11 protein-coding genes are annotated in these 12,193 nt (G+C 62.7%); 5 read left to right on the top strand and 6 right to left on the bottom strand.

Annotated elements, in window-relative coordinates; genetic code table 11:
- Nucleotides 1-60: 60 nt before the first annotated feature.
- The 6 genes from ILFOPFJJ_RS16365 to ILFOPFJJ_RS16340 are packed head-to-tail and all read right to left on the bottom strand — an operon-like array spanning nucleotide 61 to nucleotide 6,409.
- Complete coding sequence (locus ILFOPFJJ_RS16365) at nucleotides 61-1,140, bottom strand: ABC transporter ATP-binding protein (RefSeq protein ID WP_173511632.1); 1,080 nt, start codon at nucleotides 1,138-1,140, stop codon at nucleotides 61-63.
- A 27-nt stretch (nucleotides 1,141-1,167) separates the two neighbouring features.
- Nucleotides 1,168-2,241 carry a Gfo/Idh/MocA family protein gene (locus tag ILFOPFJJ_RS16360; protein ID WP_173511631.1) on the bottom strand — a complete coding sequence of 358 codons (1,074 nt, stop codon included), beginning with the start codon at nucleotides 2,239-2,241 and terminating at the stop codon, nucleotides 1,168-1,170.
- Nucleotide 2,242: 1 nt separating this feature from the next.
- Entirely contained in the window at nucleotides 2,243-3,259 is a 1,017-nt protein-coding gene (locus tag ILFOPFJJ_RS16355; protein ID WP_173511630.1) for a Gfo/Idh/MocA family protein, read from the bottom strand.
- Nucleotides 3,260-3,281: 22 nt separating this feature from the next.
- Nucleotides 3,282-4,169 (bottom strand): carbohydrate ABC transporter permease, encoded by an 888-nt coding sequence (locus ILFOPFJJ_RS16350; RefSeq protein ID WP_173511629.1) that lies wholly within the window; start codon nucleotides 4,167-4,169, stop codon nucleotides 3,282-3,284.
- A complete protein-coding gene (locus tag ILFOPFJJ_RS16345; RefSeq protein ID WP_173511628.1) occupies nucleotides 4,162-5,118 on the bottom strand; it encodes a carbohydrate ABC transporter permease in 957 nt (318 codons plus the stop codon). Before ILFOPFJJ_RS16345 ends, ILFOPFJJ_RS16350 begins: the two co-directional genes overlap by 8 nt.
- A gap of 4 nt (nucleotides 5,119-5,122) precedes the next feature.
- Nucleotides 5,123-6,409 (bottom strand): ABC transporter substrate-binding protein, encoded by a 1,287-nt coding sequence (locus tag ILFOPFJJ_RS16340; protein ID WP_173511627.1) that lies wholly within the window; start codon nucleotides 6,407-6,409, stop codon nucleotides 5,123-5,125.
- A gap of 212 nt (nucleotides 6,410-6,621) precedes the next feature.
- Between ILFOPFJJ_RS16340 and ILFOPFJJ_RS16335 the strand changes: the two genes are divergently transcribed.
- From ILFOPFJJ_RS16335 to ILFOPFJJ_RS16315, 5 genes are all read left to right on the top strand, one after another.
- The gene (locus ILFOPFJJ_RS16335; RefSeq protein WP_173511626.1) at nucleotides 6,622-7,299 is read left to right on the top strand and encodes a TetR/AcrR family transcriptional regulator; all 678 of its coding nucleotides are present in this window, start codon (nucleotides 6,622-6,624) and stop codon (nucleotides 7,297-7,299) included.
- Nucleotides 7,300-7,421: 122 nt separating this feature from the next.
- Nucleotides 7,422-8,570 carry a Gfo/Idh/MocA family protein gene (locus tag ILFOPFJJ_RS16330; RefSeq protein WP_173511625.1) on the top strand — a complete coding sequence of 383 codons (1,149 nt, stop codon included), beginning with the start codon at nucleotides 7,422-7,424 and terminating at the stop codon, nucleotides 8,568-8,570.
- 3 nt (nucleotides 8,571-8,573) lie between these two features.
- Nucleotides 8,574-9,737 carry a dihydrodipicolinate synthase family protein gene (locus ILFOPFJJ_RS16325; protein WP_173511624.1) on the top strand — a complete coding sequence of 388 codons (1,164 nt, stop codon included), beginning with the start codon at nucleotides 8,574-8,576 and terminating at the stop codon, nucleotides 9,735-9,737.
- A gap of 7 nt (nucleotides 9,738-9,744) precedes the next feature.
- On the top strand, nucleotides 9,745-11,163 hold the full coding sequence (locus ILFOPFJJ_RS16320) for an enolase C-terminal domain-like protein (protein ID WP_173511623.1): 1,419 nt from the start codon (nucleotides 9,745-9,747) through the stop codon (nucleotides 11,161-11,163).
- Nucleotides 11,164-11,207: 44 nt separating this feature from the next.
- The gene (locus tag ILFOPFJJ_RS16315; protein WP_173511622.1) at nucleotides 11,208-12,032 is read left to right on the top strand and encodes a sugar phosphate isomerase/epimerase family protein; all 825 of its coding nucleotides are present in this window, start codon (nucleotides 11,208-11,210) and stop codon (nucleotides 12,030-12,032) included.
- The last annotated feature ends 161 nt before the right edge of the window (nucleotides 12,033-12,193 follow it).

Here is a 12,193-nt window from a genome sequence, read left to right as displayed (position 1 = left end):
CCCGTGTCCCGGATGGGGCAACGATGCTGCAATCACGGTCGCGATCGTCAATGATGGTTTCTACATTGCCCGGCCGTCGGTGCCGAAGACGTGACAGCGCGAAGGATCGAAGTGGACGGCCAGATTGGTGCCGCGCTCCACTTTCTGCTGGCCATCCAGGGCGACAGTGAGCTGCTGCTGGTCCGGGGTGATACCGTAAAGCATGGTTTCGCCGCCGAGGTTCTCCACGAGTTCGACGTTGATTGGAGCGAGGGTGATGCCGTCCTCGCGCGCGGAAAGATGTTCCGGTCGAATGCCGAAGGTGACGTCCTGTCCCGCTGTAGCGCCGTCCAAACGTCGGGGCAGCCGGATCGTGCCGCCGCATACCTCGATTGCCGTTTCCGCTTCGCCGACCGCAGCGATGCGCGCCTTGAGAAAGTTCATTTTCGGGCTGCCGATGAAGCCGGCGACGAAGCGGTTGACGGGATTGTTGTAGAGATCGAGCGGCGCGCCCACCTGCTCGATGCGGCCCGCGTTCAGGACGACGATCTTGTCGGCCATGGTCATGGCCTCCACCTGATCGTGGGTCACATAGATCATCGTATTGCCGAGGTCGCGATGAAGTCGGGAGATTTCGACGCGCATCTGCACCCGGAGTTCCGCATCGAGGTTCGAAAGTGGTTCGTCGAACAGGAAGATGCGCGGCTCCCGCACGATCGCCCGGCCGATCGCCACGCGCTGACGCTGACCGCCGGAAAGCGCCTTCGGCTTGCGATCGAGCAGTTTTTCGATCTGCAGGATTTCTGCCGCGCGGCGCACCTTCGGCTCGATTTCCGCCTTCTTGTAGCCTGCCGTTTCGAGGCCGAAGGCGAGATTCTTATAGACGGACATGTGCGGATAAAGCGCATAGGACTGGAACACCATGGCGATGCCGCGCTTGGCCGGTGCTACTTCGTTCATCCGGTCGCTATCGAGCATCAGAGTGCCGCCGGTGATCTCCTCCAGCCCGGCGATCATACGCAGCAGGGTCGACTTGCCGCAGCCGGACGGGCCGACGAAGACGGCGAACTCGCCGGGATCGATGGTCAGGTCGATGCCGTGGATCACATCGAGCGCGCCATAGCGCTTCTCGACCTTCTGAAGAACGACGCTGGTTGCCATTTCGAATTCCTCCTGCGGCCTTTGCCGTTACCTCGTGTTCGCGCGCCAGTTGGCATATTTCGGACTCTCCGGTCCGACCGGAAGCGTTATCTCGCGGCCCGTATCGGCGGACTGATAGATCGCCGTCACCAGTTCCAACGCCTGCCGTGCATCCGCGGTGGTGACTGGAAGCGGTCCGTTGCCGCTGAGATAGGCGTGGAAATGGGCCATCTGCGTCGTGAAGCGCGGCGAAACCGGCTGCCAGTTGCCGATCACCTCGTCGATCTCAGCCTGAACAGTCTCGTTGGCGGCGATGATTTTCCAGGGATCCTTGCCCGGCGCATAGGGTTCATGGCTGCTTTCGAAAGTGACGTTCTCGAAATGCAGGCGGAGGCGGCTGATCTGCTCCTGCGAGCCGAGCGTACAGGAGAGCGACACGAAGGCGCCGTTGCGCATGAGCAGGCTCGCCGAGGCGCAGTCCTCGACCTCGATATCGTTGACGCGCGTTGCGACGCGCCCGAACACGCCTGCGACCGGACCAAGGAGGTGAAGCATCATGTCATGCAGATGCAGAGCATGGGTCACCAGCACCCCGCCGAGTTCCGTCTCCCATTTGCCGCGCCAGGGAACGGAGTAATATTCCGGCGTGCGCAGCCAGAAGGTTTCGACCGAACCCACATAGGGCCTGCCGGCGATGCCGGCGTCGATGATGCGCTTCGCCTTCTCGATGCCATCGCCGTAGCGATACTGGAAGATTGGCATCAGCACGCCCTTGGCCCGCTTCTCCGCTTCCATGATCCGGTCGACACCCTTGAGCGAACCCGTCAGAGGCTTCTCGCAGACGACGTGCTTGCCCGAGGCGAGGGCGTCGAGCACCTGTTCGAGGTGGATGCCCGGTGGGGTGCAGATATCGATGATGTCGATGCTGTCGTCGGCAAGCAAATCCTTGAACGAGGTCGTTCGCTTTTCAATGCCGAACTCGTTGCCAACCTCGTTCAACCGTTCCACGTTGAGATCGCAGAGCGCCGCAACCCGAAACTTGTCCGGGTGCGGCAGGTAACCTTCGACGATGTGCGATCGCCCGATGCCGCAGCCGATGATGGCGACTGTCTTGATGCTCATCTCAATTGTTTTCCCAATTGCGTTCGGCGATCGCTTGCGCCGAAAGGGCAAGCTCCATGGCCTTGAAACAGCGCTCCTGCGGCATCGCGGTTTCGGTTCTGTCACGAATATCGGCGAGGAATTGGCGACCGAACGGCAGTTCGACAGCCGAGCAATCGATGTGCTCGACGCCGTCGCGGTCAGCCAGGAACAGGTGATGGCCCCCCTCGCGACCGGCGAGATCGACCGTCTTGCGCACCTCGATCGTGCCGGTCGTACCGACGATGAAGAGCCGACCGTCGCCCCAGGTCGGCATGCCGTCGGGCGTCAGCCAGTTAACATGGATCATGCCGGTGGCTCGCTCCGTCGCAAGATGGATGCTGCCGGTATCCTGCAGTTCCGGCTCGTCGGGAACGCTCCTGTTGTCGACGCTTGCCGAGAAAATGGTGGCATCGCTGGCGCCGGTGAAGAACAGGAACTGCTCGCACTGGTGCGAGGCGATGTCGGTCAAGATGCCGCCGTAGTCCGCGCGGCGGAAAAACCAGTCCGGGCGGCTTTCCCTGCGTAGCCGATGCGGGCCGAGGCCCACTAGGTGCACGACCTCGCCTATGGCGCCCGCGGCGACCAGTTCTCCTGCCTTCACCGTTGCCGGGCTCTCGAAATGCTCGGAATAGAGGATCGAAAAGATCCGCCCCGTTTCGGCCTGGACCCGGCGCACCTTGGCGAGTTGGTCCAGGCTCGTCATGCCCGGCTTGTCGACGAGCACGTCCTTGCCGTGGCGCATGGCGCGGATCGCCAGCTCCGCCCGCTCGGCCGAGATCGCGGCGGATGTGATGAGACCCATGTTCTCGTCTTCGAGGATCTGCTCGAGCGTCGCGATGCGCGGCACGTCCTTGTAGATGCCTGAGAATTCCGCGGCCAGCGCATCGTCTTTTTCATGGAAACCGACGAGGCGGGCGCCGGCTCTGACGAGGCAATTGACCTGGCCGTAGATGTGGTTGTGGTTGAGCCCGACGGCGGCGAAACGCAATTCGTCCATGGGTAAACTCCAACTCCCTCGATCAGCGTTTCATGCCGGTGGTTGCGATGCCTTCGATCAGAAGGCGCTGGAAGAACAGGAAGAAGAAGAACACGGGCACGAGCGACAGCGTCGACATGGCAAAGAGTCCGCCCCAGTCCGAAGTGCTGCTCGAGTCGACGAAGGTCCGGAGGCCCAGCTGGATCGTGTAGGTGTTCATGTCGTTCAGGTAGATCAGCGGCCCGAAGAAATCGTCCCAGGTCCAGATGAAGGAGAAGATCGCAGCCGTCGCCAGCACGGGAAGCGAGAGCGGCAGCATGATCTTCCAGTAGATGCGCCAGGGACCGCAGCCGTCCATCATAGCCGCCTCGTCGAGTTCGCGCGGGATTCCGCGGAAGAACTGGACCATCAGGAAGATGAAGAAGGCGTCGCTGGCCAGAAATTTCGGCACCACGAGCGGCAGGAAGGTGTTTACCCAGCCGAGATTGAGGAAGAGCACGTATTGAGGAATGAGCGTCACGTGATAGGGGATCATCAGCGTCCCCAGCATGATCGCGAACCAGAAATTCCGGCCGGCGAAGCGAAGCCGCGCGAAGGCGTAGGCAGCGAGCGAACAGGCGACGACGTTGCCGATCACCGTCAGCACGGACACGACGAGTGAATTCCAGAAGAAGCGGCCAAAGCTGATGTCGAGGCCGAACCAGCCGCGCAGATAGGAAGCGAAATCGATCGAGGACGGCCAGAGCGAGGTCGAGGCGAAGATCTCGTCCTCCGGCCGCACCGACGCGGACATCATCCACAGGAGCGGATAGAGCATCGCGATCGACGCGGCGATCAGGCCGGCGTGGACAAGGACCGACCCCAGTGGGCCGCGGCGGCCGAGCGGTGCCGATGACGGAGCGGTTACGGAGCTCATGATCGCGTCAGTCATCGTAGTGCACCCAGTAGCGAGAGGTCAGGAAGGAAAAGGCGGTGAAGAGCGCGATGATCAGCACCAGGATCCAGGCCAAGGCCGAGGCATAGCCCATGCGGAAATTGCCGAAGGCTTCCTGGTAGAGATAGAGCGTATAGAAGAGCGTCGAGTTGATCGGTCCGCCGGTGCCGCCGGAAATAATGAAGGCCGGGGTGAAGGCCTTGAAGGCATCGATCGTTTGAACGACCGCATTGAAGAAGATGACCGGGGTGAGCAGCGGCAGAGTGATCTTGTAGAACTGCCGGAACTTCGACGCGCCGTCGAGGCTTGCGGCCTCATACATATCGGTCGGGATCTGGCGAAGACCGGCAAGGAAGATGATCATTGGCGAGCCGAATTGCCAGACGCTCAAGACGACCAACGTCCAGATCGAATAATTCGGATGCGAGATCCAGCTCGGGCCCTCGATGCCGAACTGGGCAAGCAGGCTGTTGATGAGGCCGTCGCCGGCAAAGAGTTGCCGCCAGAGCACGGCGATCGCGACGCTGCCGCCGAGCAGCGAAGGCAAATAGAAGATCGCGCGATAGACGGTCAGTCCGCGGACGCCGCGATCGAGAAGGATGGCGACGAGCAGCGCGAAGGCGAGCTTGAAGGGAACCGAAAGCACGACATAGAGGAAAGTCACCTGCATCGCGGCGGCGAATTTCGGATCGGCCGTCGCGATACGGACGTAATTGGCGGTTCCGACCCATTCCGGCGCGCGGATCAGGTCGAAGCTGGTGAAGGAGAGATAGAGCGAGGCAACGGCAGGCCCGAGCGTCAGGCCGAAGAAGCCGATGAGCCACGGCAACAGGAACATGTAGCCGGCCCCGTGCTTCGTCCAAAGGCTGGCCCAGCGGCCCTGTGCGGCGGGGCGCGCCTGAGCGCCCCCACCGATCGCGACAGCGGAATCCTGCACGGCCGCCATCTCCTCAACCTCGCGACAGGATCTGTGTGACCTCGTTCACCAGCGTCTCGCCGCCCTGCTTCGCGTCCAGTTGGCCGAAGGCCACCTGCTCGGCGACGCTGCGCAGAGCCAGCTCCGCCTCGCCGGCACCCGACGGCGGCGGTGGTGGCAGATCGCCGGCGAGCGCGCCGAGCCCCGAGACATAGTCGAGTGCTGCGCGCCCGAGATCATCGAGCGACGGCGCGAGCGCCTCGCGCACGGAGGCCGATTCCGGCACGCCGCGTTCGACGCCGAGGATCTTGGCGGCTTCCGGATCCTTGACGAAGAAGTTTACATATTTGGCGCCGAGTTCCGGATCGCTGCTCTTGGCCGATACCGAGAAGAACATCGATGGCTTGCGGTAATGGCCGCCCTTGGCATCCTTGCTGATCAGCGCATGGCTCCTCAGCACGATCTTGTCTTTGTTGATCGCCTGATAGCCGACGAGCTGGTTGGAATGGGCGTAGGAGGTCGCCGCCTTTCCGAGCGACAAGGGACTCGTCTCGATATTGAACTGGTCGAGTGCCTGAATATCCGCCGGCACGCACGCCTTGTCCTCGCGCATCTTCTGCCACATGGCAAACCATTCGGCCCCGTCGTTCGCGTCATAGGCGATCTTGCCATCCGCGGTGAAGAGAGCCTTGCCGCGCTGGCGAAGCCAGTTCTCGAGGAGCGGCTCGACGCCGCTGCCGTCGGAGAGGCCGTGATAGCCCTTGCGCTTGCCGGCCTTGGTGATCTCGATACCCATGCGGGCGAGGTCGTCCCAGGTGGTCGACGGCGTCGGCAAGTCGACGCCGGCTTCCTCGAAGGCGACCGTGTTGACCATCATCGCCGTCGAATTGGCGCCGAGGCTGATACCGTAGAGCTTGCCGTCGACACTGCCCCCCTTGATCTGCACCTGGTCGAAATCCTCGACCTTCAGCACCGAGCCGAGATAGCTGTCGAGCGGTGCAAGCGCGCCGCGCCGGGCATATTCGACGATGTATCGGTAATCCATCTGGATGACGTCGGGCGCGTTGCCCCCCGCCACTTGCGTCGCCAGGCGCGGCCAGTAGTCGCTCCAGCCGAGGAATTCGCCGTTGATCGAGACCCCCGGATTGGCTGCCTTGAAAAGCTCGCTGACCTTGTTGGTGCGGTCGGCGCGGGTCTGCGATCCCCACCAGAGGAGGCGCAGCCGCGCCTCCTGCGAGAACGCGCGGGGTGCCAGCGCGGAATATGAAAGAAGTGCCGCTCCTCCTGCAAGCACACTGCGTCTGCTGATGCGATGCGTCATTTGTTCCTCCTCCCTCGGGAGCGCCTCCACAACGCTCCGTCTCACAGTCGTCTTGTCCAGACCTCTTGCAATAAATAACTAATTGGTTACAAACTAGGGGCAAGAAAAAATCGTGTCAAGCAGTTGTGTGAAATGCTGTCATTATCTTGTAAATTATCTTTACGACGTCGCATCGACTGCCGCCGAAGGCAAGAGGTGCTGGAGGTGATGGAATGGAGAAGGCGCAAGCGGGCGCGAGAGGCAGAAACGCAAACGGCGAGCGCGCTGAGCGCTCCGCGCAGCGCGATCCCGAGCGGACGCGCGCATCTATCCTTGCGGCCGCCACCAAGGAATTCGCGGAAAACGGCATGGGCGGGGCGCGAGTCGATGCCATAGCCGAGCGAGCCGGTATCAACAAGCGCATGCTCTATCATTATTTTGGCGACAAGGAGCAGCTCTACCTCGCGGTCCTGGAAGAGGCTTATATCGGTATTAGGACGGCTGAAAAATCCATCAATCTCAGCGACTTGGAGCCGGAGGAGGGCATCGCCGAGCTGGCGATGTTCACATGGAGGTACTTCCTTGAGCATCCGGAGTTCCTCAGTCTGCTCGGTACTGAGAACCTTCATCGCGCCCGCTGGCTGCGTCAATCGACGCGGCTCAAGGAGCTGCATTCGCAACTCATGGGGAAGCTCTCCGAGCTGCTCGACCGGGGCAGGGCAAAGGGCATTTTCCGGGAGGATGTCGACCCGTTGCACCTCTATCTGACGATGGCCGCGCTCGGTTATTTCTACCTCTCGAACCAGTACACGCTGTCGACGATCTTCGGCCGCGATCTCGCGGAACGGGCCAGTCTCGAGGGCTGGGAGCGCCACATCGTTCACGTGACTTTGGCTTCAATCCGACGCTGAATCTCTAACATGTCGTTTTTTTTGTTGACAGGCGTGCTTTATCTCTGCCACAAAGTAACTGATTAGTTACTGGCTTGGGAGGGCTGGTCCGCTCCCACGAGGCCTGGCAGGGAGGAGACCGCATGCCACGTTTGGGGATTATTTTACACGGCGTCACCGGCCGGATGGGCTACAACCAGCATCTGGTGCGCTCGATACTGGCCATTCGAGATCAGGACGGGGTCACGCTCAAGTCCGGCGAACGACTGGAGATCGATCCGATCATCGTCGGCCGCAACCGCGACAAGATCGAGCAACTGGCCAAGCGCCATAACATCGCTCGCTGGTCGACCGACCTCGATGCGGCACTTGCCGATCCGAAAGACCAGATCTTCTTCGACGCCGGCACGACGCTGATGCGCGCCGAGCTCATCGGCAGGGCGATCGATGCCGGCAAGCATGTCTATTGTGAGAAGCCGATTTCCGATGATCTCAGCATAGCCGTCAAGCTTGCCCGCAAGGCGCGCGCCTCCGGCCTCAAGCACGGCGTCGTGCAGGATAAGCTGTTCCTGCCCGGGCTGCGCAAGCTGGCGCTGCTCAGGGACTCGGGCTTCTTCGGAAAGATCCTCTCGGTGCGCGGCGAATTCGGTTACTGGGTCTTTGAAGGCGATTGGGGCGTGCCTGCCCAGCGCCCCTCGTGGAATTACCGCAAGGGCGACGGCGGCGGCATCATTCTCGATATGCTCTGCCACTGGCGTTACGTGCTGGACAACCTCTTTGGCGAGGTCCGCGCTGTCTCCTGCCTCGGCGCCACCCATATTCCAAGCCGTGTCGACGAGCAGGGCCAAACCTATGACTGCGATACGGACGACGCGGCCTATGCGACCTTCGAGCTCGACGGCGGCATCATCGCGCAGATCAATTCCTCCTGGACCGTGCGGGTACGCCGCGACGATCTCGTGACCTTCCAGGTAGACGGCACGCACGGCTCGGCCGTCGCCGGACTGACGAAATGCTGGACACAGCACCGGGTCAACACGCCGAAGCCGGTCTGGAACCCGGATCAGCCGCAGACCATCGATTTCTACAAGACCTGGGACGAGGTGCCGGACACGCAGGTGTTCGATAATGGCTTCAAGGCGCAATGGGAAATGTTCCTTCGCCACGTCGCCGAGGACGGTCCCTGGCCCTACGGACTGGAGGCCGGCGCCAAGGGCGTGCAGCTTGCAGAACTGGGGCTGAAATCCTGGGCCGAGCGCCGCTGGCTCGATGTACCGGCACTGGAGTTTTGAGCGATGACCACCATCGATCTTCCCCTTGAAGGCAGGCTTGCGCGTTATGAGTTGGTCGGCCGGCCGGTTCCTTTGCAAAAGCGTGCGCCGGCCGATTTCCCGAGAGTTGCCTTTGCCGCGGCGCATGTCGTCGCCGACCCGCTTGCCGACAATGATCCATGGCTGACGCCGGCGATCGATTGGGAGCGGACGCTCGCCTTCCGCCACCGCCTTTGGGATCTCGGGCTCGGTGTCGCCGAAGCAATGGATACGGCCCAGCGCGGCATGGGCCTCGGCTGGCCCGAAGCACGCGAACTCATCCGCCGTGCGCTTGCCGAAGCGCGCGGGCGCTCCGGCGCGCTGATCGCCTGCGGCGCCGGCACCGACCATCTGGCGCCTGGCCCGGGTGTCTCGATCGACGATATTCTCAGAGCCTATGAGAGCCAGATCGAGACGATCGAAGCGGAAGGTGGGCGGATCATCCTGATGGCGAGCCGGGCGCTCGCGGCAGGGGCGAAAGGACCAGAAGACTATATCCGCGTCTACGACCGCATCCTTTCGCAGGTGAAGCAGCCGGTGATCATCCATTGGCTGGGCGAAATGTTCGACCCGGCGCTCGAAGGTTATTGGGGCGATGCCGACCATCTGGCCGCGATGAAAACATGCCTTGAGATCATCGAAGCGCACGCCTCCAAGGTCGACGGCATCAAGATATCGCTGCTGTCGAAGGAAAAAGAAATCGCGATGCGGCGCCGGCTGCCGACGGGCGTGCGCATGTATACAGGCGACGACTTCAACTACGCCGAGCTGATCGCCGGCGACGAGGAAGGGCACTCGGACGCGCTGCTCGGCATCTTCGATGCGATCGCGCCGGTAGCTTCTGCCGCGCTTCAGGCGCTCGGCGAAGGGCGGAATGGCGAATTCTTCGAATTGCTGGAGCCAACCGTGCCGCTGTCGCGCCATATCTTCAAGGCGCCGACGCGCTTCTACAAGACCGGCGTCGTCTTCCTCGCCTATCTGAATGGCCTGCAGGATCATTTCGTAATGATCGGTGGGCAACAGAGCGCCCGCTCGCTTGCCCATTTCGCCGAACTCTTCCGTCTGGCGGACAGGGCCGGCACTCTTGCCGATCCGGAGCTGGCGACGGCGCGGATGCGCCGGGTCCTCGCTCTCCACGGCATCGATTGAGGCGGCCATGGCTGAAACCCCCGTCATCAGGCTCGTCGAGGCGGATATTTTTGAACGGCAGGTTGGTTTCCGCTTCCCCTTCCGATTCGGGGCGGCGCGCGTCGAGAGCGCGCCGCAGGCCTTCGTTCGGGTGAGGATCGTGGATGACAGCGGCCATGGGGCCGCCGGCTGGTCGGCCGAGATGATGATGCCGAAATGGTTCGACAAGAATCCGACCCTTTCGCCGAATGACAACGTTGCGCAGCTTCGCGCGTCGCTGCATCTGGCGATCGAAGGGCTGCAGTCAGCGGGGTCAGAGACGCCCTTCGGGCTGCATGCCGCCGTCGAGGCCGATCATCATCGGGCGGCTGCGGGCGAGGGGCTACCGCCGCTGGTGGGGTCATACGGCCTGGCGCTCGTCGATCGTGCTATCATCGATGCCGCGTGCCGGATGAAGGGCGCAAGTGCGGTCGACGCCGTCCGGCACGATCTGCTCGGCATCACCAATGCCACGGCACCGGATCTTGCGGGCTTCGATCTCACAGGCTTTTTCTCACGGCTGGAGCCTTCGCCACAGCTTGCCGTGCGCCATACGATCGGGCTCGCCGATGCGCTGACGGCCGCCGATCTCGCGCCGGAGCAGCGGCTCAATGACGGCTTACCGCAGACGCTCGAACAGGTGATTGCCGCCTACGGCCACCGCTATTTCAAGATCAAGGTTTCCGGACGCCCTACCGAAGACCTTGAGCGCCTGATAGCCATCGCCGCGGTGCTCGATCGCATGGTTGACGGCTATCGCGCGACGCTCGACGGCAACGAACAGTTCGAAAGCGCCGACGCGGCGGCCGACCTCCTCGATCGCCTCCAGAAGGAGCCGCGCCTTTCCAGGCTGCGCCGATCCCTTCTCTTCTTCGAGCAGCCGATCGCGCGCGCCGAGGCGCTCTCGAAGTCGGTCGCGGGGCTCGCGCAACGCATGCCGCTCGAAATCGACGAGTCCGACGGCGACATCGGCGCGTTTCCGCGCGCCCGCGACCTTGGTTATGCCGGCATCTCCTCGAAATCCTGCAAGGGCTTCTATCGGGCTCTGATCAACCGCGCGCGCGTCGAGAAATGGAACCGCGAGGCAGACACTTCCCGGTATTTCATGTCCGCCGAGGATCTGACGACGCAATCAGGCTTGGCACTCCAGCAGGATCTCGTTCTGGCGGCGCTCGTCGGCGCCGGCCATGTGGAGCGCAACGGCCACCATTACGTCGACGGTATGGCGCAAGCGCCGGCGAGCGAGCAGGCGTCCTATTTGGCCGCCCATGGCGATCTTTACGAAGGGGCATCCGGGCGGGCGCGGCTCGCCATCAAGGGCGGCGAACTCGCTTTTGGAACGGCCTTGAGTGCGATCGGCCTTGGCACGTCCGTCGAGCCGGACTGGGCGTCGATGACGGCGAGCTAGTGCATGTCGCCGATGTGCGAAACGAAATCTGGGAGGAGAACATCATGCAGGTCGAGGGCCTTTCCATCAATCTGGCGACGATCCGCGAACAGTGCGGTTTTGCCGAAGCCGTAGACATCTGCCTGAAGCACGGGATCACGGCGATCGCTCCCTGGCGAGATCAGGTGGCGGCGGTCGGGCTCGATGAGGCGGTCCGCATCGTCAAATCCAACGGGCTGAAGCTCACCGGCCTCTGCCGCGGCGGCTTCTTCCCGGCAGCGGACGCGGCGGGCCGCGAGAAGGCCATCGACGACAACAGACGCGCGATCGACGAGGCGGCCGCGCTTGGCGCCGATTGCCTGGTGCTGGTCGTCGGCGGTCTGCCCGGAGGCTCGAAGAACATCGACGGTGCCCGCCGGATGGTCGAGGACGGCATCGCCACAGTGCTCCGGCATGCGCGCGCCGCCGGCGTGCCGCTTGCGATCGAGCCCCTGCATCCGATGTACGCCGCCGAACGGGCCTGCGTGAACACGCTCGGTCAGGCGCTCGACATGTGCGAGGCGCTCGGCGCCGGCGTCGGCGTTGCGATCGACGTCTACCACGTCTGGTGGGACCCCGATCTCGCCAACCAGATCGCGCGGGCGGGCCAAATGAAGGCGATCCTCGCACATCACATCTGCGACTGGCTGATCCCGACCAGGGACATGCTGACGGATCGCGGCATGATGGGCGACGGCGTTATCGATTTGAAGGGGATCCGGCGCCGGATCGAGGCAGCCGGCTTTCATGGGGCGCAGGAGGTCGAGATCTTCTCGGCCGAGAACTGGTGGAAGCGGCCGGCCGAGGAGGTCATCGCCACCTGCGTTGAACGCTATCGGAGCTGCTGCTGAGGTGAGTTTCTCGATCATGCTTCTTTACAAGTTTACAGCAAAACCGGCGGGAAAATACCTTGACGTCCGCGGAATTCAGCCACTAGCATGTATATTGAATTTACATGTTGTGCTAACCACTGCCGCCGGTCGTGCGGCGTCACTCCAGACAGGATTGCGTG

Origin of the sequence: Sinorhizobium psoraleae (assembly GCF_013283645.1) — a bacterium.
Lineage (GTDB): Bacteria > Pseudomonadota > Alphaproteobacteria > Rhizobiales > Rhizobiaceae > Sinorhizobium > Sinorhizobium psoraleae.
This window is presented reverse-complemented; position numbering and strand designations above follow the sequence as displayed.

What these genes read in the sequence shown, in the direction of transcription:
- ILFOPFJJ_RS16365 (WP_173511632.1), bottom strand. Translation starts at nt 1,140, where the DNA reads ATGGCAACCAGCGTCGTTCTTCAGAAGGTCGAGAAGCGCTATGGCGCG.
- ILFOPFJJ_RS16340 (WP_173511627.1), bottom strand. Translation starts at nt 6,409, where the DNA reads ATGACGCATCGCATCAGCAGACGCAGTGTGCTTGCAGGAGGAGCGGCA.
- ILFOPFJJ_RS16360 (WP_173511631.1), bottom strand. Translation starts at nt 2,241, where the DNA reads ATGAGCATCAAGACAGTCGCCATCATCGGCTGCGGCATCGGGCGATCG.
- ILFOPFJJ_RS16320 (WP_173511623.1), top strand. Translation starts at nt 9,745, where the DNA reads ATGGCTGAAACCCCCGTCATCAGGCTCGTCGAGGCGGATATTTTTGAA.
- ILFOPFJJ_RS16325 (WP_173511624.1), top strand. Translation starts at nt 8,574, where the DNA reads ATGACCACCATCGATCTTCCCCTTGAAGGCAGGCTTGCGCGTTATGAG.
- ILFOPFJJ_RS16345 (WP_173511628.1), bottom strand. Translation starts at nt 5,118, where the DNA reads ATGGCGGCCGTGCAGGATTCCGCTGTCGCGATCGGTGGGGGCGCTCAG.
- ILFOPFJJ_RS16335 (WP_173511626.1), top strand. Translation starts at nt 6,622, where the DNA reads ATGGAGAAGGCGCAAGCGGGCGCGAGAGGCAGAAACGCAAACGGCGAG.
- ILFOPFJJ_RS16355 (WP_173511630.1), bottom strand. Translation starts at nt 3,259, where the DNA reads ATGGACGAATTGCGTTTCGCCGCCGTCGGGCTCAACCACAACCACATC.
- ILFOPFJJ_RS16315 (WP_173511622.1), top strand. Translation starts at nt 11,208, where the DNA reads ATGCAGGTCGAGGGCCTTTCCATCAATCTGGCGACGATCCGCGAACAG.
- ILFOPFJJ_RS16330 (WP_173511625.1), top strand. Translation starts at nt 7,422, where the DNA reads ATGCCACGTTTGGGGATTATTTTACACGGCGTCACCGGCCGGATGGGC.
- ILFOPFJJ_RS16350 (WP_173511629.1), bottom strand. Translation starts at nt 4,169, where the DNA reads ATGACTGACGCGATCATGAGCTCCGTAACCGCTCCGTCATCGGCACCG.